Origin of the sequence: Devosia ureilytica (genome assembly GCF_024273195.1) — a bacterium.
GTDB lineage: Bacteria > Pseudomonadota > Alphaproteobacteria > Rhizobiales > Devosiaceae > Devosia > Devosia ureilytica.
This window is the reverse complement of sequence record NZ_JAMZCU010000001.1, coordinates 223271-242317: the sequence shown is the minus strand read 5'-3', so window position 1 is coordinate 242317 and position 19047 is coordinate 223271. Positions and strand designations below refer to the sequence as shown.

The following is a 19047-nucleotide window of genomic DNA, read 5'->3' as shown; positions in this document are numbered from 1 at the left end:
CTTCGTAAACGCGATTTGTGACAGCATTCAGCCCAACCCATCACAACGGCGTTCCGACCCCAGTCCGAGCGCGGACGGGGCCACTGGTTCAAGAGCAATCGCGGTCGTTATTTGAGCGCTCATATCACCGTTTCTGGCGGATTCTGCCGCCAACCCTGCTTGCAGCGGGGGAGTTGTCCGTTCGGAACTTCCCAATGCACCATGGGCCTGTCCGAAGCCAGCACCCGCCCCCGCTATGCAATGCAACCTGCTTTAGGGTCAGATTGTGGCGGGAAACATCGCCAAATCGTTGATGAAGCCAGCAGGCGTATGGAATCGATGCCGTTGTTGCGGAATCGTCACATAGAGCGGGCGCAACCGATCACGGCATTGCCTTGACCTCGTGCGCCCAGCATAATTCGTGCTCTCAAGCCTATGGGAGATCAAGATGAAAGCCTTTCTGTCCGCTTTGAAAACCCAGCATCTTCATCAGGACAGAAGTACTCATGTCTCCTCATTCTCCCTCGATGGCTCAGCGCGCCAAACGCCATAGCCTTTTCTCCCGGCTCTTCATTCCACACGCACAGACTGGTGCAATCGCCCAGGATGTCGCGGGCGTTCGCGCCCGCCGGTTTCTCTCCTATTATCGACCGCATCTGCCGCTGTTGGCGGCTATCCTCGCCAGCGCCCTGCTCGTCGCCACGACGGCCATAGCACTTCCCCTGATGGCCAATTACATCGTGGTGCAGTTGGACGATTTGCGGTCCGCGCCGGATGCGTTGGGCCAATTGCTCATGCTGGGCGCAATCATGGTGGGCGTCTTTATCGTGCAGGCGCTGGCGACCTATTTCGTCGACTACCAGGGCCACGCCATGGGTGCCAAGATCGAGGCCCAGGTCCGCCAAGAGTTATTCGAGCACTGCCAGAAACTGTCTTTCAGCTTTTATGACCGGCAGCGCACCGGGCAGTTGATGAGCCGCATCAGCAATGACTCATTGTGGCTGGGCGAACTGTTTCACCATGGACCGGAAGACTTGGCGATCAGCCTGCTCAAGTTCTTCGGCGCCATGGCCGTATTAGCCTATATCGACCCCTTAATTGCATTGGCCATCGCGCTTCTCCTTCCGTTCGCTGGCGGTTACGCGTTACACTTCAACCGACGCATGAATATCGCCCTGCGCAAGACCAAAGAGCGCATTGGCGACATCAATGAGCGGGTTGAGGACGCGTTGGGCGGCATTCGGGTGGTGCAGTCCTTCGCCAATGAAGGCGATGAAATGCGCCGGTTCTCCGTCGAGAATCGGCGGTTTCTGGAGAGCCGAAAAGACGGCTATCGCAGCGAGGCCCTGCTGTGGAGCGGCATGGAGGGTTTTGGCCAGTTGATCACGATCCTCGTGATCGTGGGCGGCGCAATCCGCATCCTGACCAGCGATCTGACAGCCGCAGACATGCTGACACTACTGCTTTGCGTTGGTGTATTGCTCGACCCGATCAAGCGCTTCGATAACTTCATTCGGCTCTGGCAGGAGGGCTATACGGGCTTTGTGCGGGCCATGGAGCTACTGGAGGAAGGCGTCGACATCGCCGACCGGCCCGGCGCGACACCGATCGGGGCCGTCGAAGGCCGAATTACGTTCGAGCAAGTGAGCTTTCGCTATGACGTGGATGGGCCAGGGGTTCTCGCCATTGTCTCGCTTGAAATAGCGCCCGGCGAGTTCGTTGCCCTGGTCGGCCCGTCCGGCGTCGGCAAAAGCACCCTGTGCAGCCTGATCCCCCGGTTCTACGACGTCGCGGGCGGCAGTGTCCGCATCGACGGGAGAGATGTGCGTGACCTCACGCTCGCGTCGCTGCGCGGCGCCATCGGCGTGGTTCAGCAGGACATTTACCTGTTCAGCGGCTCGGTGCGGGACAATCTGCTTTATGGCCGACCGGGGGCGTCCGAGGAGGAAATGGTGACAGCGGCCGAGGCGGCCAATGCGCATGCATTCATCATGGCGCTGCCGCAGGGCTACGACACCGATATCGGCCAGCGGGGCGTAAAGCTGTCGGGCGGGCAGAGGCAGCGCCTGACCCTTGCCCGTGCTTTCCTTAAAAATCCACCCGTGCTGATCTTCGACGAAGCCACTAGCGCGCTAGACAATGAAAGCGAGCGGGCCGTGCAGCAGGCCCTGCTGGGCCTTTCCCGCGGGCGCACCACGCTGGTCATCGCCCACCGACTCTCAACTGTGCGTCATGCCGACCGCATCCTTGTGCTGACAAGGGACGGGATTGTCGAGGAAGGCACGCACGACCAGCTGATGGCCAGGGACGGCGCCTATGCCGGGCTGCATTCGGTGCAAGCCAGGATCTGATTCCGCACTTGCCAGGGTGCCCCCTCGGGCTCGACCCGGGGGCGGAGCGGTGGTTGGCAAAGCGTGGCGTTACAGCCAGCGCCGCTTACGCATCAGCCCGAGGGCACCGAGACCCAGCACGACGACGAGGACGCACACCGCCCAGAAGGCCGCGCTGTTTTCCGCGAAGGGAATGCCCGAGACATTCATGCCCAGAAGACCTGTAAGGAGGGTCAGCGGCGAGAAGATCACCGTCACGGCGGCCAGCACGAGCATGGCCTTGTTCATCTGTTCGGCGCGATCGTCGATGATCTCCTCGTGCACGAGGACCGCGCGTTCAGACAACGCCTGCAATTCGTCGCCGATACGGGCAGTGCGCATGGCCGCTTCGCGCAGGCGCATGCGGTCGCGGTCGGAGAAGAAGGACAAGTCTTCGACTTCCAGCGTGGACAGGGCGTCGCGCTGCGGCCAGACGAGGCGGCGGAAACTGATCAACGTTCGGCGCAACTGCTCGAGATTGTCCTGCGCCCGTTCGGTCTTTTGGGTAATAAGACTTTCCTCGACCTCGTCGAGCCGGTCACCGAGCATTTCGATCAGTGGTTCAAGCCGGTCAGTCGCGCGTAGCGCCAAGCGAGCAATAAGGTCGGCCGGCGTGGTGGGTGCATATTCAGCCTGCTCGACTTTGGACAGACCCAGAAAGTCGAGAATGTTCAGTTCAGACGCGATGATGACGCGGCTCTTCTCGATCCAGATGGTGAGGAACTGCCGCCCGACGTCGTGCGGCGCGGCACCGGGACGGACAACGCGCAGTACGACCAAGGCGCGGTCATCCAGCACACTGCAGCGGCTGCGCGAGCTCGGCGCAGTCACCAGGCCCGTATTGAACTCGCCAAGCTCGCCCTTGAGCCAAAGCTTGAACTCGGGGGCCTTGGAATTGCCGACGACGAGCTTGAAGCCGTTGCCGGGCACCACCGGGTGATCCTCACCCGGTTCATGCCGTTTCATGCCGCCGTTACCATCGAAGATCAGCACCGCCCCGCCCCCGACGAGGCCATTTTGCATTGCACGTTCGTTGGGCGGCTTGGCGGTGTTCGTCATGCGATCAGCTCAGGCGCTTCAAAGCTTCGAGAATCTTCGTGCGTCGCTCGATGGCCGCCTCGCGGCGGGCCTTTTGCTCCTCGATCACCTCTTCAGGTGCCTTGGAAACGAACTGCTCATTGCCCAGTTTCTTGTCGACCTGGGTGACTTCGCTATCGAGTTTGCCCACTTCCTTTTCGAGGCGGGTCTTCTCGGCGGCAATGTCGATAACCCCCGCAAGCGGCAGTGCGTAGGTGGCGTCGCCAACCACGAACTGAGCAGATTCGCCGGGCACTTCATTACGCGGCGAAATTTCATCAAGACGCGCCAGGCGCGAAATCAGCGACGTGCCCGAAACAAGGCGATGCAGGGTCTCGTCCCCTGCCCCGGTGACGACCATCAACAGCTTGGCGCTGGCTGGCACGTTCATCTCGGCGCGCACCGAGCGGATGTTGGAAATGACATCGACCAGCCAGGCCAGTTCGGCATCGGCGGCCGCATCCTCCAGGCCCGAAAGGTCAGGCCATTCGGTGGTGATGAGCATGCTCGCGCGCGCCGGACCGAACTTGCCGGTCTCGGCCCAAAGCTCTTCGGTGACAAAAGGCATCATCGGGTGCAGCATGATGAGTATCTGGTCGAGCGCCCAAGCGGCGGTGGCCCGAGTTTCGGCCTTGGCAGCTTCGTCTTCACCCATGAACACGGGCTTGGCAAATTCGACATACCAATCGCAGAACGTGCCCCAGACGAAGTCATAGGCGCTATTGGCGGCCTCGTTGAACTTGTAGTCCTCAATGCCGGCACGAACCGCAGCCAGTCCACGCGCGGTGGCGCCAACGATCCAGCGATTGAGCGGCAGCTTGTTCGCACGCGGATCGTAACCCTCGACGCGGCGGCACTCGTTCATTTCGAGGAAGCGCGCAGCATTCCAGATCTTGGTGACGAAGTTGCGATAGCCTTCGACGCGCGAAATAGCGAGCTTCAGGTCACGTCCCTGCGCTGCCATGGCCGCCAGGGTGAAGCGGGTCGCGTCCGCGCCATATTCATCGACGAGCTTGAGAGGGTCGATGACATTGCCCTTGGTCTTGCTCATCTTCTGGCCCTTTTCGTCGCGGACCAGGGCGTGCATATAGACCGTGTGGAACGGCTCTTCCTTTAAGAACTCAAGCCCCATCATCATCATTCGGGCAACCCAGAAGAAGATGATGTCAAAACCTGTGACAAGGACGTCAGTCGCATAATAGCGCTTGAGTTCCGGCGTCTCGTCGGGCCAGCCCAGGGTCGAGAACGGCCATAGGGCCGAGGAGAACCAGGTATCGAGCACGTCGGGGTCGCGGGTCAGTTCGACCGGCTTGCCATAGTGCTTCTCGGCGGCAGCCAGCGCCTCCGGTTCGTCATAGGCGACAAAGGCCTCATTGTCCGGGCCGTACCAGGCCGGAATCTGATGGCCCCACCAGAGCTGGCGCGAAATGCACCATGGCTTGATGTTTTCGAGCCAGGCGAAATAGGTGTTCTCGTATTGCTGCGGCACGAACTTGGTGCGGCCCTCGCGCACCGAGGCGAGTGCCGGCTGAGCCAACACGTCAGCCTTCACCCACCATTGGTCGGTCAGGAAAGGCTCGATGACGACGAGCTTGCTCTTCTCGTCATGCGGCACCATGATTTTCTTGTCTTCGATATGATCGAGACCGCGCGTGGGGTCCTCTTCGGCCATAGCCGCAAGATCAGCAACGATGGCCTTGCGGGCGTCGAAACGGTCGAGTCCGCGATAGGCCGCAGGGACAAAGTCCGCGTCGATGATCGCGCCGCGCGTGGTGAAGACGTTGATCGGCTCGAGGCCGGCGCGTGTGCCCACCTCAAAGTCATTGAAGTCATGCGCCGGGGTAATCTTCACGGCGCCGGTGCCGAGCGCCGGGTCAGCGTACTCATCGGCTATGACGGGGATACGGCGGCCAACCAGTGGCAACTCGACAAATTTGCCAATCAGACCCTGATAACGCTCATCTTCCGGGTGCACGGCGACGGCGACATCACCCAGCATGGTTTCGGGACGGGTCGTTGCCACGATGATGTAGTCGCGCGTTTCCTCGCCCGTGACATTGCCCTCTTCGTCCTTGATCGGGAACTGATAGGTGACGCCATCGGCCAGGGGGTAGCGCAGGTGCCACATGTGGCCCTTGATCTCGAGGTTCTCGACTTCGAGGTCAGAGATGGCGGTTTCGAGACCGGGATGCCAATTGACCAGTCGCTTGGCGCGGTAAATCAGCTCGCGCTTGTGCAGCTCGACGAACACCTTGGTGACGGCGCGCACCATCTGGTCGTCAGGCTGGCCACGCTCGCCCATGGTGAACTTTTCGCGGGAAAAGTCCGCCGAAGCGCCGAGGCGCTTCAACTGGTTCATAATGGTGCCACCGCTCTCGGCCTTCCATTCCCATACCCGATCAATGAACGCGTCGCGCCCCATGGTCCGACGGTCCATCTGCTTCTCGGCAAGCTGGCGCTCGACGATCATCTGAGTGGCAATGCCGGCATGATCGGTGCCCGGCTGCCAGAGAACGTCCTTCTTCAACATCCGGTTGAAGCGGATCAGGATGTCCTGGATGGTATTGTTGAGCGCGTGGCCGATATGCAGCGAGCCAGTCACATTGGGCGGCGGGATAACGATGGTGAAGGTCTCGGCGCCGGGCTTTGCCCCCGCCCCGGCCGCAAAGGATTTGGTGTCCAGCCAGGCATCATAGATGCGGCCTTCAACGGCGGCGGGGTCGTAGGTTTTTTCAAGCATGACGTCACTCGCGAACAGCAGCGACCCGCCAGGCAAAACCTTGGCGGGTCGGAAAGAGGTTGGCAGTCTTCAAGCAAATGCAGGGTGCGGGGTCAACAGGCCATCGACCAGCTGGCGACAAGCCTGCCATTGGCACAGATCGATTTTGCCTCAGGCGGGGTTTGCCATTCGAGCACAGCTCTCATGGCCTTCTCACCTAATTCGCTCCACCAGAGCGAATTTGCCTGCGGCCGGTTCGAAATTACTCGCCGCGCGAAACTCGGGCGATTTCCTTTTCCACCATCCGTTCCACCACGGACGGCAGATTTTCATCCAGCCATTCCTTGAGCATGGGACGCAGCATGTCGCGCATCATCGCCTCGATGGTGAGCGCCGGATTGCCAATGCCCAGAGCCGAAAGCTTACCGATGGAGCCACGCACGGCGGCGCGGGTGGCCGGCTCAAGCAATTGCTCGGCCATATCGGCGGTAAGAGTCGGATCTGGCAGCGGAGCAGCCCGGGACATGCTCGGCAGGGGCTCCGGTACCGGCTGCGGCTCGGGCTCCGGCATGGCCATGAACACCGGCTCAGGTTCTGGCGCAGGCGCAGGCGCGGCGGCAGCTTCGACCACGCGGGACGGCGCTGGATCAAAGCTGGGTAGGTCGTCATCCATGTCGAAGGTTACGTCTTCGGCCTCGACCAGACCCGGACCATTGTCCTCCGGGCCTTCAGTGTCGGCCAGAATTGAGTCGAAGCTAAAACCTTCGACATTGTCGCCCTGCTCGACAATTTGAGAGGCTGAGAGCGCGAGCGGCTCGATGTCGTCCAGCATGTCGCTCAGATCGCGGTCATCAGGCTCGCTGATGGCGCGCGCCGGGGCGGCCTGCATCGGTGGCGGAGCAGATTGTACAGAAGGCCGACGCGGCGTCCCGGCAGCATCATCGTCGGCGATGATCTGTCGAATGGACGACAGAATTTCGTCCATGGACGGTTCTTTTGGTGCCGGCTTATTCATCAGTGCCTCTTACTCATGCGCCCGACTGGGAAAGGCATCCGCAGCCGCTTTCCCTGATTCGTAACCAATAGCTTAAACGCAAGGGGCACGATTAGGAATCATCCCAAGGCCGGAACTTGAGGTCTTCCACGAAAAGTTGTGGCCGGGGACAGGCCCGGCCACAAGATTTGGGATCAGACTGGCATCACTCGACGACGGTGCGCAATTCCTGCCACACGTCTTCGACGGCCTGAGTATAGGGGACCGCGGTCTTTATCTCGACAGCCAGGCCCAGATCGTGCGCGGTCAGGCGACCCATTGCACTCAGCAATGAGAATGTGGCGATGATCTTGCCATTGGAGGCATTGATAAGCGCTTCGCGCGCGCTGGTGAGGTCGGCCTGCGCATTGAGCACGTCGAGCGTCGTCGCCGCGCCGAGATCACGCTCCTGAATGACACCATCCAGCACGGTATTGCTCGACGAAACAGCCGCCTGGGCGGCGCTGATCTGCGCGTCGGCGCTTTGAATACCGGTCCAGGCCGAAATCACTGCCTCACGAATCTGGTCATAGGCGGACATGGCGTCCACCTCGGACTTGATCTGGTTGAGATTGGCCTGCCGCACAGCAGAACCCATCCGTCCGCCGGAATAGATTGGGATATTGATCTGGAAGCCAAGCGAAGCGGAGATACCATCGCGCGCGGGATTTCCCGAAGGGCCAGTCCAACTCGTTCCGACTTGTCCGGTCACCCCTGCCGTGGCGCCGAAATAGCCAGCCTGTGCAGCGTCGCTACCGGCTTGCGCTGCACGAATGCTTGCTTTGGAGAGCAGAATTGCCGGATGACCAATCTCGGCCTCCGCGATAGCAGCGTCGATCGAGCGTGGCAGAAGATTGGCGTAGGCGTGACCGGTTGAGAGGCCCTGCGGACGTTGACCGACCAACCGCTGGAAGCTGGCCTCGCTATTTTGCAAATCTCCCAACGCGGCCTGCTGGGCTGCCTGCCCCTGGGCCAACCGGGCCTGGGCCTGCGCGACATCAATACGGGTGCCCTCACCGACGTCGAGCCGATCTTGCGCAGACTGTAACTGCGCTTGGAAGAAGGTGACATTTTCCTGCCGAAGCGCGAGCAATTCGCGCCCGCTCAGCACCGCCATATAGGCCTGAACAACCTGCAGCAGTACGTTCTGCTCGGTATAACGGATCTGGTATTCAGCAACCTCGGCAGCAGCGCGCGCGGCTTCGACTTGGGCGGCCGTGCGGTTGTTGTCAAAGATTGTCTGGCTGTAGGAGAGACCAGTGGAGAGCGAGGAACTTGCATTCCAGTTGCCGCCAACAAGGCTTGTGCCCTGGCTGCCACTTATGGTCGCGCCAATGTTCGGCAGCAACCCCGATTTGGCCTGAACAATGCCCTCGGCCGAGGCCTTGGCGCTCAACAGTGCTGACTGCAAATCCGGGGCATGATCATATGCCGCCGTCAGGGCCTGTGAAATCGACTGGGCGTACGATGCCCCGGCAGAAGCCCAGGCCACCAGCAGAGCTAGCGCGCTCGCACTCAATATTCCGCGATAATTCATAGACCAAACTCCAGACCCCGGCACTCTAGTGCCCAGCACATGGGGTGCACAACCGACCCCGGCAACCCTAACAAATTTTAATCTCATCGCCATGCTCCAGCGTGGCCAGAACGCAACACTTTACTAGAACACAAAAATCTCCGGCGTCGGCGCCAACTCCATTAGCGGCAGGGTCGCATTGAACGAAGACTTGCTGACGACGCCTTCGGGCGCACGCGTGTACACAGTGGCCACCCCTGTCGGTCCCTGGCGCAAAAGGCAGACGAGGCGACCGCCTAGGGCCAGTCGGCCGAGCAGGTCATTCGGCACCTGCTTAACCGCACCCTCAACGATAATGGCGTCAAATCCATTGAAATTCGCTGCCAAACCGTCGCCGGCGACCATGGTGGCATTGGCGATTCCTAGCTCTGCCAATGTGCTCAGCGCAGCTGCTGCCAGGGCAGCATCAGGTTCCCACCCAACGACCTTGCGGGCGATGGCGGCAATGATCGCGGTGGAATAGCCACTGGCTGCGCCAACATCGAGGACGTGATCGGTATCCCTGATATCCGCAAGTTGCACCAGCCGGGCGAACACGGATGGCGCAGGCAGGATGCGACCATTGCCCAATGGATGATGCGCGTCGCTATAGGCCAGTTCGCGTCGGCCTTCTGGCACAAAACACTCACGCGGAACCCCGTGAAACGCCTTGAGCAGCCGAACGTCCGTGACCGAACTGGTCTGTATCTGGTTTTCCACCATGGCCCTGCGGGCTGACAAATAGTCGGCAATGGGCACGGGCTGATCCAGGTTGGGCATATGCTGGACGTGAATATGCTCAAGAGCGTGCCAATGGCAACATCGAGTTGAGATCGGCGGCAACATTGTTGATGAATCGGCTGTTGACCAAGCGTTTTTCCGACGCCTAGGCGCCTTGCGGCCCCCAGGCAAAAGGGGCTCGAAACAAGCAAACACTTCGGGAAACTGGAGGCCGCGTCCGGAATCGAACCGGAATACACGGATTTGCAATCCGCTGCGTAACCACTCCGCCACGCGGCCTCTGGGCGGCATTACCTATTTTACCACAGTGGCTTATGCAAGGCCCAAGCTCATGCAAGATGAATTTTCTGAACTTCTGCAAGCCGTTAAGGGGGCAATTTTCGGCAATCAACTCACCAACGGCCGACATGACGCCATGGAAAAACGAGCTCCATGCGGTCCCTCAACCCGATTACTCCCCGCGGAACGATTTGCGAAGCCGGGCGTTATTCTGCGAATTTGGGGGACCATGTGGACAACGCTGCCAAGATTTTAGTGGTTGAGGATGAGGTGCTCGTTGCGCTCGACATCGAAGATGCCTTGGGCGCCGCTGGCTTCGCCACCCGACTTGTTCACAATGGTGAAAATGCCCTGGAGGCCATCAACAGCGGAGAACCGCTGGCGGCCATTTTGACTGACATTCGTATTCCCGGTCCAAGCGGGTGGGACGTGGCGCGTCATGGCCGAACCCTATTCCCGCAAATCCCGGTTATTTACATGAGTGGGGACAGCGAAGCGGACTGGGACGCCAATGGCGTCGAGAGCAGCCGAATGTTGCTCAAACCGTTCGTGATGTCCGAGCTCCTCACAACAATCGAGATGCTGTCGAATGGATCCGGGCCGGGTAGTACGGCCCCATGACATATGCTCTTGAGCACGACCACAAATACTGGCTTGCTGCCATCGTCGATTCATCTGCCGACGCAATTGTTTCGAAGACCCTCGACGGCGTCGTAACATCGTGGAACGCCAGCGCTGAACGTATATTCGGCTACACCGCAGATGAAATAGTCGGGCGATCGATCCTGGCCGTTATCCCGCCGGAGCGGCACCATGAAGAGGCCGACATACTGGCCCGCATCCGGGCAGGCCAACGCCTGGACCATTTTGAGACAAGACGTCTGAGAAAGGGGGGCGGCGTAATCGACGTTTCTCTGACTATATCGCCGATACGAAATGAATCCGGCGCCATAATAGGCGTCTCCAAAATCGCTCGAGACATTACCGAGCAACGCCAAAACCAAGAACTAAAAAACATCCTGTCCAGAGAAATAAACCACCGCTCCCGAAATTTACTTGCAGTCGTTCAAAGCTTGCTCAGGCAATCCGAAAAAGAAATACCGCCGGACGTATTCGTTGCGCGCGCACTTGATCGCATTCAAGGTCTTTCCCTCACACACGAACTGATCGTGCGCAGTGACTGGAAAGGTATCTCTGTAGGAGAGCTTGTAGAGGTGCACGTACAGCATTTGGGTCCGCGACTGAGTAGCCGCATAAAGGCGTCCGGTCCAAAGCTGCGGCTCTCCCCGGCCGGAACTCAGGCAATGGGGCTGGCGCTACACGAACTCTGCGCCAATTCCAGGGATTATGGAGCCCTGGCTTCGGAAGGGACGATAAATGTCCGCTGGGATGGATCAATGGACGCCCCAGCGTTTTCGTTCTTTTGGACTGAGCAGAACGGCGCGACCTCCCTCGGCCCTGGCACGAGAGCACGGTTGAGTTGGCGCATACTCGAGCGCATGGTGCCCGCAACGATGCAGGGCTCAGCGGAACTTAGTCTCGGAGAAAAAGGCATGATCTGGACGGTGTTCACTCAGGCGCGTTCGGCCTTCGCCTCGGACAATGCCGCATAGCGTAAAGGGCCCCTGAGCGAGCCAGCACCACACATCGTCCGCCATCCGACCCAGTCGGGCGAATACCGGGGGACTGTCGCTTGATTTCTCCTGCGCCGCTCCAGGCTGTAAAAGACCAGAGCCTATTTTGGCGCGGGCCCGACGACTCCAACTCCTGGGCCCGTTCGGGAGGCATGGCGCGACAACAGGGCCATGCAAACCGCAGCCAGCAAAAGCACTAAAGCGAATATGCCGATTGCCAGCTGATAGCTGCCAAGCTGATCATAAATCACTCCCGCGATGATGGGTGCCGTGGCGGTCCCAGGCACTTGCAGCGCCATCAGCATGCCTTGCACCGAGCCAAAGCGCTCCTCTCCAAACAAATGCGCGCACATGAGCAGCACGACCAGTGTTGGCGCCCCTGCCCCTATGCCCTGTGCCAGGATGAGGATCAAAGTGCTGGCTGAATTCGGCCACACAGCAAATAGGCCGACACAGGCAGCCTGCAAAACGAACAACCCGGCCAGCAGGGCCGGCAGCAAATCCGGGGAGGCCTTGTCGGCAATCCGACCAGTGATGAGACGAACCGGCACGGAGAGCAGGATCATGCTACCAAATATCACCCCGGCCTGGGCCGCCGGCAATCCGGTGTCGGTCATTAACGGCACCAGATGTACCGAAAGCCCAGTCACAACCGCCGCTTGAGCAGTGAAAGCCAGGGCGACCAGCCAGAATGTGGGATTGCGCAAAATGCTTCGCGTGTTTGAGGGCGTGTCCGTGGACTGCCGGACGGGCTTTGGCGCAGAGCTGGAAGGACCGAACGCAAGCAGAGGAATTGGCAGCATCATTATGATCACTGCCGCCCAGATGAAACACGTCGCTCGCCAACCCAAGGCTTCGACCAAAATAGTGACTGTTGGCACAAGTACCGTGGACACGACTGCTGCTATCGAGAATCGAACGGCCAGCGCCATGCCGCGCCGACCTTGGCCTGTCCCAATGACCAGCTTGTCGAGCGCGACGGTAAAGCCAGCAGCGACGCCAACCGACACCAAGAGGGACCAAGCGAAGTAAAGCCAGGCTTCCGTTTGCGCAAATCCGAGGACAACCAGCCCGACGGCGGTCAGGGTCATGCCGAAAGCCACGACCAGCCGCGGCCCCGACAAATCGGCCAGCCGCCCGACAAACGGTGAAATCAAGCCAGATGCCAACCTGCCCAGGCCGATGGCCGTGGATACCACGCCTCGCCCGGTGTCGAGGTCCAGGGCGATGGGCTTGAGCAGAGCAGACACGGCAAAGGCGACAAAGCCATGGCCCATGCCGGTCAGAACACCGGTTGTGGCCACGAGGCCCCAACCTGGAGGCTTCGGCTCGGTCACAAGCTTGGCAACCACAGGACCAGCAAGGGAAAGGCAATGAGCATCGCAACGTGCAATATGTCCGCGGCCACAAAGGGCAAGGCGCCTTTGAAGATCTTGTCCAGTGGGACGTCCTTGGCGACCCCGGAAAGAATGTAGACATTCATGCCCACGGGCGGGGTGATCAGTGCAATTTCAGTCATGCGCACCACAAGCACCCCGAACAGGACCGCATCAAAGCCCAGATCCATCATCAGCGGAAAGAACAGCGGAATGGTCAGTGTCATCATTGCCGAAGCATCGAGCACCATGCCCAGCACGAAATAAACCAGCAGTACGAGCGCCAGCACCGCCATGCTTGGCAGACCGCTTTGCGTAACAAACTCAACGATATGCAACGGAATGGTGCTGGCTGTAACAAAGGAATTGAAGACTAAGGCTCCGAACAGGATGCCAAAAATCATGCCCGTCGTCTTGAGAGTGGCATAAATGGCCCTACGTGCCGCCTCCCAATTCAGCCGTCTGCGCGCCACCGAAATGATGATCGCCCCGAAAGCACCGATGGCGCCGGCCTCCGTGGGCGTAAACCACCCCAGAACGATCCCGCCCATGACCAGTGTAAACAGGAATATGACTTCACCGGTGCGTGTGAAGCTCCAAAGCTTTTCCCGCAGTGTGAACTTTGGCCCGCGCGGACCGGCATTGGGATCAATCCGGCACCAGATTGCGATGGTCACAATATAGAACAGGGCCAGCAAAATCCCCGGAATGATCCCGGCAGCAAACATCTTGCCGATCGAGGTTTCCGTCAGGATGCCATAGATGATGAACATCCCCGAAGGGGGGATCAATGAGCCGATTGTCCCACCGGCTACAACGCTGCCTGAGGCCAGCGAGAGGTTGTAATTGTTCTTGCGCATCTCGGGCATGGCCACGAGACCCATGGTAGCCGTGGTCGCAAGCGATGAAGCGCTCACCGCAGCAAAGCCCGCCGACGCCCCAACAGTTGCCATGGCGAGCCCTCCACGGCGGCGGCCCATCCATTTGGAGGCAAAGTCATAAAGGTCGCGCCCAATGCCGGAGGCGAACAGTATGTGCGCCATGAAAAGAAAGAGCGGGATGGTACCTATGGCGTAATTGGTTGCCAGATCATAGGCGGTGACACCAATTCGAACGACTGCGGCATCCAGGCTCACCAACACCGCGAAGCCGACAAAACCCACAAGCCCCATGGCGAAGCCGATTGGCATGCCAAGCGCGATGAAGCCGAAGAGAATTCCAAGACCGATAAAACCGATCGTAACAGTCATTTGGTGTAGTCCCCGCCCCTATCGTCTTCAGTTTCTTCCCCGCGCCACAGTCTGATTGCCTGAAACATCAAGACGACGCAGAGAAGGATGATCGCGGCCGCCATGGCCCAACGGAACGGTGCAACCGGCACATTGATGATGGGAGAAAGCTCGTTCTGAGCCATCCGCCGCAGTGCTTCTTTAATGGTGGCCCAGGCAATCGCGACCCAGAACAGTGAGCCCAGAAAGGTCATTGTGCCCTCGAGCCCAAGACGCAGGCGCCGCGACCGGATCCGGTCCACAAAAAGGGTGACACGGGTGTGCTCACCCTGCATGGCCGCATAGGCAAGCGCGCAACTGACCGCCGGAATAAGGAGCAGTTCTGACAACGAATAGGTGCCCGGAAAGGCAATGCTGATTGCCCGGAAGATGACGGTAATGACAGTGAGGGCCATCAGCGAAAGAATGGCGGCTACACCCACAAAGGCGGCCGCCGCGCAGAGGCGTCGCAACAGGGTTTCAAAGGTTTTCATGGCTGCTCCGCCCTTAAGGTGTGCCGCGCATCCGAAGATGCGCGGCACGGAGGGATCTATTCGTCGTGCGCGGCACGGATCTTGCCGAGAATTTCCGTGCCCGGCAGGCCAGCGGCGTCTAGCTGCTCGGCCGTCGTCTTGGCCGATTCCGCAAAGGCTTCGGAATAGGTGGCGACGACTGCGGGATCGACGGCATTAAATACCACGCCCTGTTCCTCGCCATAGGCCTTGCCATCGTCTTCCGCTGCCTGGGCGTTTTCATAGGTCGCCTGGGTCAGCCACTCGATATTGTCCTCGAACACCTGCTGGATATCTGCTGGCAGGCTGGCCCAGACATCTCCATTCATGGCGCGCGATGGATAGGCGCCGCGGCTATGGGGCAGCTCGGAATAATAGTTGATGACTTCCGCAAAGCTCAAAGACTTGAGCGCCTCGTATGGTGCAATGACCCCATCGAGAACTCCGCGCTGCAGCGACGGATAGGTGTCCGTCATGGGCATTGTAACACCTTCGGCGCCGAAGCTGGCAAGGGCTCCGACATAGTCCACCGCCGAACGGATGCGCAGGCCCTGGAGATCTTCGATCTTCTCAAAGGGCTTTTCGCGCAACATCAAGTGCATGGGGGTACCGACGTTGAACCCCAGCACCTTAACGCCGTCGAGTTCTTCGGCATATTGCGGATACTCTTCCCACAGATCCATATAGACGCTCAGGACATCCTGGGCGTCGGCATAACCGTAGAACAGCTGCGGGGTCAGACGGTTAAGGTCATAACCCGAACGTGCGTAGATCGGCGCGATGTAGGAAATGTCAGCGACGCCAGCTGCGAGTTCATCTACGCCCTCGCGGCTGGTGATCAGCGATCCACCCCAGAATGGCGTGATGACCACGCGGCCATCAGTCTGTTCATTGATGCGTTCGATCCATTCAGCGTCTGCCGCACCATAGGGGTGGGTTGGCGAATAGGGCGAGGCATAGTTCAACTGGAATTCCTGGGCGATTGCGCCACCCATCAGGGCAGTCAGCCCCGTCGTCACCAGTACCGTCCAAGTCGTCAGTTTCAGGCTCATCAGTTCCTCCCGTGTGAGACCTAATTTTCGGCGCCAAGCGCGCCGCTTCTCCTCAGTTGCTCGAACTCCAGGCTGTCCATTCCCAACTGGGACAGGACAAACTGGGTATCGGCGCCGGGCATGTGCCCCAGCCATCGCAGGGAACCGCCCTCCTCAAGGCGGACCGGCGCACCGATCTGTGTGACGGTCCTGCCGTCTTCTCCTGCGGCTTCTACGACCATGCCTCTGGCCCGAACATGCGAGTCGGCCAAGGCTTCTAGGATGTCGTTCACCGGCGCAAACTGCGTCCCCGCCGCTTCAAGAATGGCCAGCCACTCGGCCTGGTCCCTTTCGAGGAACACAGCCTCGAGCACCGACCGGATTTCAGGCCGGCTTTCGACGCTGTTTTGCAAGGGTACGAAGTCAGGGCGTCCCACCGTCTCGCAGAAGACCTTCCAATAGCGCGGTTCCATATCGGTGGTGCAGATGAACTTGCCGTCTCTCGTCCGCCAAAGCCCCATATCGGCCCGGCGCGTACCGCGCGGGGGGATAGTTGCAGGGTCGGGATAGCGCGACAGCACATTGACCAACAGGCTCATGGCGCAATCGCTCATCGCCACATCGACATGCCGGCCGCGTCCGGTGCGGCCTCGTTCATGCACGGCGGCGAGAATAGCGAAAGCGGCATGGCTGCCGGTGATCACATCGGCCGCGGGAATGCCGGCAAAGCTCGGCGCATTCAGGTCTTCGCCAATGCGCGACTGCACGCCGGCAATCGACAGAGCAACGGGATCGTGCCCCGGCTTGTCGCGATAAGGACCGATCTGTCCGCAAAGAGTAAGGCTGGCATAGATCAGGCCGGGATTGAGCGCCGAAAGGGCGTCGTAGCCCAGCCCCAGCCCGGACAGCACGCCGGGCCGGTAGTCCTCAACAACAATGTCCACGCCCTTGGCGAGGTCCTGCAGTACTGGAAGCGCGTCTTCATGCCCAATATCGAGCAGGATGGAGCGCTTGTTGCGCGCCAAAATATCGGTTTCGCGCAGCCGACGCCGATCTGCCTCAGGCAGCTTGTCCCATCCGAACACCTTGGCCTGCTTGCTGATCTCTCGCGGGTTTTCCACGCGGATCACCTCGGCGCCCATGTCGGCCAGCAGCCAGCTGCAATAGGGGCCGGGCAGCAGCCTGGAAAAATCCAGCACCTTGAGCTCCGCCAGTGCACCGCTCATGACGCGCTCCAGCGCTTGAATGAACTGGCCGGTTGGGGCGCCGATAGCGTCCGGGCGGGTGGCACCGGCTTGATTGTCGAAACGAATAGCGGGCCCGGCAGGCTCGCCTTCTCCCCTGTGGCCTCATCGGTCACCTGCACAAACAGGCTGCGCGAAGCCAGTTGCTCGCTGTGGCGCACTTCGGCGGGCGTATTGATGACCGAAAGACCCCAGCCCTTTTGCAGCGACCACCGGCCCAATTGCGCCTTCTCCTGGGACTTGAAGAATTCCCCCACAATGGCCTGCCAACGTTCGATAGTTTCCTGTGGGAGATCCGCGACCAGGGTATTGTCCCAATCGACGTCGGACAGCTCGCCGGCGACACCCTGCTCGGCCAGAACGGCCACAAGGGCGCGCATCATCGGTGGATTGTCGATCATCGACCAGGTGACATGCCCATCGCGGGCCTCCCACACCTGGCGGACCCCAGACTTGCCGCGCACGAGCAAATTGCCGTTGCGCCTGCCAATACGGCCCGTCCATTCATACATGATCGCTTCGCGATAGCTGGCGAGCGTCGCGCTTTGGCGCGCCGACACATCCACCCGCTGGCCGTGACCAATGCGACGCCGGGCATAAAGGCCCAGCAAGGCCGCTGTTGCCGCCTGAATACCTGTCAGGGCATAGGCCTGCTCGCCGGGAAACCGCAGCGGCGGACGATCTGGATCACCGGTGACGCCCATCAGGCTCGACTGCGCCATCAGGGTCAGGTCAGTGGCGGGCGCGCTCGATCCGCGCTCGGCAAAAACGCGGACATGGATGGTTTTTGTGTCAGGGCCCAGAACATCACTCAGTCCGAACCGGTCTCCATTTCGCTGCCCGTCAAGGACGATATCGGCCTGTCTAGCCAGCGGAATGATCGCTTCAGGATCGTCGACACTCAGCCGCGTCTTGCCATGATGCCAGGCCAGCACGCGCTCTTTCGCACGATCCTGCTCTGAGCTTATCGAGACCACGTCCGCGCCCATTTCGGCCAGCATCCGCCCACCGAAATCGACCAGCCCATCGGCAATTTCGAGAACCTTGATCCCTTTGAGCAGCGTCATGCGAGCACCCCTTCTGCTTCGAGGCGCGCAATTTCGGCATCCGAGAGCCCGGCAATCTCGCCCAGCACTTCCCTGTTATGCTCCCCCAAAAGTGGCGCAGCAGTCATTGCCCAGGGCGTTTCAGACAATTGATAGGGTGGCGCCGGCATCCTGGCTGATCCCAGAACGGGATGGTCGAGCGCGACGAAATGGCCGGCCGCTGCCAATTCCGCGCTTTGCGCCACGTCGCGCCCGTCGAGAACAGGTGCAGCAGCAATGCCCAGGGACCGCAGCTTTGCTGCGAGATCCCCGGCCTCGAATTTTGCCGTTGCCTCCGCAAGAGCGGCTTCATCCGGTGGCACCGTCAATTCCAGGACGTCCGCCAAGGGCGTCAATTGACCATGGTTATCAATGGCGATGGCGATCCATCGATCATCCCCGGCGCATGGAAACACCCCATGCAAAAGATAATCCGCATCCTCGTTGCCCGCCTTGTCCGGCATGCTGGCATGGGCATAGAGATCGGCAATGACATGAACCATCGGTTCGGTCTGGGAAATATCGAGATGCTGGCCCTCGCCGGTGCGCGCATGGTGTTCGAGTGCCGCCAGGATCGCGACCGTGGCAAACATGGGCGCGACCACGTCGCCATAGGCCAGGGGCGGCATATGCGGCGCGCGGCCGGCCCACCCGGTCAATGCGGCATGGCCCGAATGGGCAGCGGCCGAATTGCCATAGCCACGGAACCCCGCCATAGGCCCGGTTCGTCCGGCCACCGAGACGCTGGCCAGGATGATGTCGGGCCTGATGGACTTGAGCGTCTCGTAGCCCAGGCCAATCCGCTCCATATAGCCGGGACCAAAATTTTCGACGACGACATCGGCCCAGGCGATCAGTTTCTTGGCAATCTCCACGCCTTCGGGGGTCGAGAGATTAATCGTGACACTCTTCTTGGACGTGTTGGTCTGCGCGAAAAAAGCCGAACCATCCAGATTTTTCTGGCCACCGGCAAAGGGGGGCGACAGGCGACCCAGATCAGGCCGCTTCCGCGACTCGATCTTGATGACGATTGCACCATTGTCAGCAAGGTCCTTGGTGGCGCGCGGTCCCGCACCAACCCAGGAGAAGTCCGCGATCTTAAGACCGTCCAATGCGCCCACGGCGCGCCTCCCATTCCTCAGCCG

The 19047-nt window shown here is 60.2% G+C and carries 15 protein-coding genes and 1 tRNA gene; 3 read left to right on the top strand and 13 right to left on the bottom strand.

All coding sequences use genetic code 11. From position 1 onward, the window contains the following. Window positions 1–485 precede the first annotated feature (485 nt). Window positions 486–2330, top strand: a complete 1845-nt coding sequence (locus NIM87_RS01245) for an ABC transporter ATP-binding protein (protein WP_254672814.1) — start codon at window positions 486–488, stop codon at window positions 2328–2330. Between the two features lie 69 nt (window positions 2331–2399). Here the strand turns inward: NIM87_RS01245 and NIM87_RS01240 are convergent, their stop codons facing one another. From NIM87_RS01240 to NIM87_RS01210, 6 genes are all read right to left on the bottom strand, one after another. After that, window positions 2400–3407 carry a CorA family divalent cation transporter gene (locus NIM87_RS01240; protein WP_254672813.1) on the bottom strand — a complete coding sequence of 336 codons (1008 nt, stop codon included), beginning with the start codon at window positions 3405–3407 and terminating at the stop codon, window positions 2400–2402. A 4-nt stretch (window positions 3408–3411) separates the two neighbouring features. Further along, window positions 3412–6165 carry a valine--tRNA ligase gene (locus tag NIM87_RS01235; RefSeq protein ID WP_254672812.1) on the bottom strand — a complete coding sequence of 918 codons (2754 nt, stop codon included), beginning with the start codon at window positions 6163–6165 and terminating at the stop codon, window positions 3412–3414. A gap of 241 nt (window positions 6166–6406) precedes the next feature. Next, window positions 6407–7159, bottom strand: coding sequence for a DUF2497 domain-containing protein (locus NIM87_RS18510; protein WP_269467859.1), 753 nt, complete (start codon window positions 7157–7159; stop codon window positions 6407–6409). Window positions 7160–7343: 184 nt separating this feature from the next. Further along, window positions 7344–8714, bottom strand: coding sequence for a TolC family outer membrane protein (locus NIM87_RS01220; RefSeq protein ID WP_254672811.1), 1371 nt, complete (start codon window positions 8712–8714; stop codon window positions 7344–7346). A gap of 123 nt (window positions 8715–8837) precedes the next feature. Further along, a complete protein-coding gene (locus NIM87_RS01215; protein WP_254672810.1) occupies window positions 8838–9491 on the bottom strand; it encodes a protein-L-isoaspartate O-methyltransferase family protein in 654 nt (217 codons plus the stop codon). Between the two features lie 187 nt (window positions 9492–9678). After that, window positions 9679–9752 (bottom strand) — tRNA-Cys (locus tag NIM87_RS01210). 231 nt (window positions 9753–9983) lie between these two features. On the opposite strand from NIM87_RS01210, the gene NIM87_RS01205 reads away from it, so the two are divergent. Next, complete coding sequence (locus tag NIM87_RS01205; RefSeq protein ID WP_254672809.1) at window positions 9984–10373, top strand: response regulator; 390 nt, start codon at window positions 9984–9986, stop codon at window positions 10371–10373. Beyond that, window positions 10370–11365 (top strand): PAS domain S-box protein, encoded by a 996-nt coding sequence (locus NIM87_RS01200; RefSeq protein WP_254672808.1) that lies wholly within the window; start codon window positions 10370–10372, stop codon window positions 11363–11365. Before NIM87_RS01205 ends, NIM87_RS01200 begins: the two co-directional genes overlap by 4 nt. A 122-nt stretch (window positions 11366–11487) precedes the next feature. Here the strand turns inward: NIM87_RS01200 and NIM87_RS01195 are convergent, their stop codons facing one another. Genes NIM87_RS01195 through NIM87_RS01165 form a run of 7 tightly spaced genes read right to left on the bottom strand, consistent with a single transcriptional unit; the run spans window position 11488 to window position 19023 of the window. Beyond that, window positions 11488–12663, bottom strand: coding sequence for an MFS transporter (locus NIM87_RS01195; RefSeq protein WP_254673293.1), 1176 nt, complete (start codon window positions 12661–12663; stop codon window positions 11488–11490). A gap of 56 nt (window positions 12664–12719) precedes the next feature. Beyond that, complete coding sequence (locus NIM87_RS01190) at window positions 12720–14012, bottom strand: TRAP transporter large permease (protein ID WP_254672807.1); 1293 nt, start codon at window positions 14010–14012, stop codon at window positions 12720–12722. Beyond that, complete coding sequence (locus NIM87_RS01185; protein ID WP_254672806.1) at window positions 14009–14524, bottom strand: TRAP transporter small permease; 516 nt, start codon at window positions 14522–14524, stop codon at window positions 14009–14011. Before NIM87_RS01185 ends, NIM87_RS01190 begins: the two co-directional genes overlap by 4 nt. Before the next feature lie 56 nt (window positions 14525–14580). Next, entirely contained in the window at window positions 14581–15594 is a 1014-nt protein-coding gene (dctP, locus tag NIM87_RS01180) for a TRAP transporter substrate-binding protein DctP (RefSeq protein WP_254672805.1), read from the bottom strand. Window positions 15595–15614: 20 nt separating this feature from the next. Then, a complete protein-coding gene (locus NIM87_RS01175; RefSeq protein ID WP_254672804.1) occupies window positions 15615–16799 on the bottom strand; it encodes a CaiB/BaiF CoA transferase family protein in 1185 nt (394 codons plus the stop codon). Further along, window positions 16796–17884 (bottom strand): CoA transferase, encoded by a 1089-nt coding sequence (locus NIM87_RS01170; RefSeq protein ID WP_254672803.1) that lies wholly within the window; start codon window positions 17882–17884, stop codon window positions 16796–16798. The genes NIM87_RS01175 and NIM87_RS01170 overlap by 4 nt, the downstream gene beginning before the upstream one ends. Continuing rightward, complete coding sequence (locus NIM87_RS01165; protein ID WP_254672802.1) at window positions 17881–19023, bottom strand: CaiB/BaiF CoA transferase family protein; 1143 nt, start codon at window positions 19021–19023, stop codon at window positions 17881–17883. The genes NIM87_RS01170 and NIM87_RS01165 overlap by 4 nt, the downstream gene beginning before the upstream one ends. Window positions 19024–19047 lie beyond the last annotated feature (24 nt).

Bases quoted from the DNA above. Each gene is read 5' to 3' on its own strand.
- NIM87_RS01195 (WP_254673293.1), bottom strand. From the start codon at position 12,663: ATGGGCCATGGCTTTGTCGCCTTTGCCGTGTCTGCTCTGCTCAAGCCC.
- NIM87_RS01200 (WP_254672808.1), top strand. From the start codon at position 10,370: ATGACATATGCTCTTGAGCACGACCACAAATACTGGCTTGCTGCCATC.
- NIM87_RS18510 (WP_269467859.1), bottom strand. From the start codon at position 7,159: ATGAATAAGCCGGCACCAAAAGAACCGTCCATGGACGAAATTCTGTCG.
- NIM87_RS01170 (WP_254672803.1), bottom strand. From the start codon at position 17,884: ATGACGCTGCTCAAAGGGATCAAGGTTCTCGAAATTGCCGATGGGCTG.
- NIM87_RS01175 (WP_254672804.1), bottom strand. From the start codon at position 16,799: ATGAGCGGTGCACTGGCGGAGCTCAAGGTGCTGGATTTTTCCAGGCTG.
- NIM87_RS01220 (WP_254672811.1), bottom strand. From the start codon at position 8,714: ATGAATTATCGCGGAATATTGAGTGCGAGCGCGCTAGCTCTGCTGGTG.
- NIM87_RS01240 (WP_254672813.1), bottom strand. From the start codon at position 3,407: ATGACGAACACCGCCAAGCCGCCCAACGAACGTGCAATGCAAAATGGC.
- NIM87_RS01245 (WP_254672814.1), top strand. From the start codon at position 486: ATGTCTCCTCATTCTCCCTCGATGGCTCAGCGCGCCAAACGCCATAGC.
- dctP (WP_254672805.1), bottom strand. From the start codon at position 15,594: ATGAGCCTGAAACTGACGACTTGGACGGTACTGGTGACGACGGGGCTG.
- NIM87_RS01235 (WP_254672812.1), bottom strand. From the start codon at position 6,165: ATGCTTGAAAAAACCTACGACCCCGCCGCCGTTGAAGGCCGCATCTAT.
- NIM87_RS01185 (WP_254672806.1), bottom strand. From the start codon at position 14,524: ATGAAAACCTTTGAAACCCTGTTGCGACGCCTCTGCGCGGCGGCCGCC.
- NIM87_RS01190 (WP_254672807.1), bottom strand. From the start codon at position 14,012: ATGACTGTTACGATCGGTTTTATCGGTCTTGGAATTCTCTTCGGCTTC.